At 59.9% G+C, this 217-nt stretch carries 1 protein-coding gene; it reads left to right on the top strand.

Annotated features, from left to right (window positions below; all coding sequences use genetic code 11):
* Positions 1-217: hypothetical protein (locus tag AAFM29_RS16120; RefSeq protein WP_341713786.1), on the top strand; the 217-nt coding region annotated here is incomplete at both ends.

Raw genomic sequence — 217 nt, 5'->3', positions numbered from 1 at the left:
CCTAAGACTGTGAGCTCCGGCGCAGTCACGCTCGACCGTTACGTCACCAAAGCTCACGCTGGCTTGAGCTATAACTCGACGCTGCGGACGCTTCGTGTCGATGCCGGCAGCGCGATGGGGACTAGCCAAGGCAAGATCAAGCGTATCAACGAGCTGACCGTGCGACTGTATCGATCGGTCGGCCTCAAGGTCGGCAGAGACGCAAACAACCTGGACG

The organism is Erythrobacter sp. (assembly GCF_038133525.1).
Taxonomy (GTDB): domain Bacteria; phylum Pseudomonadota; class Alphaproteobacteria; order Sphingomonadales; family Sphingomonadaceae; genus Qipengyuania.
Note: the sequence above shows the minus strand (reverse complement) of the source record. Positions and strands in the feature narration are given on the sequence as shown.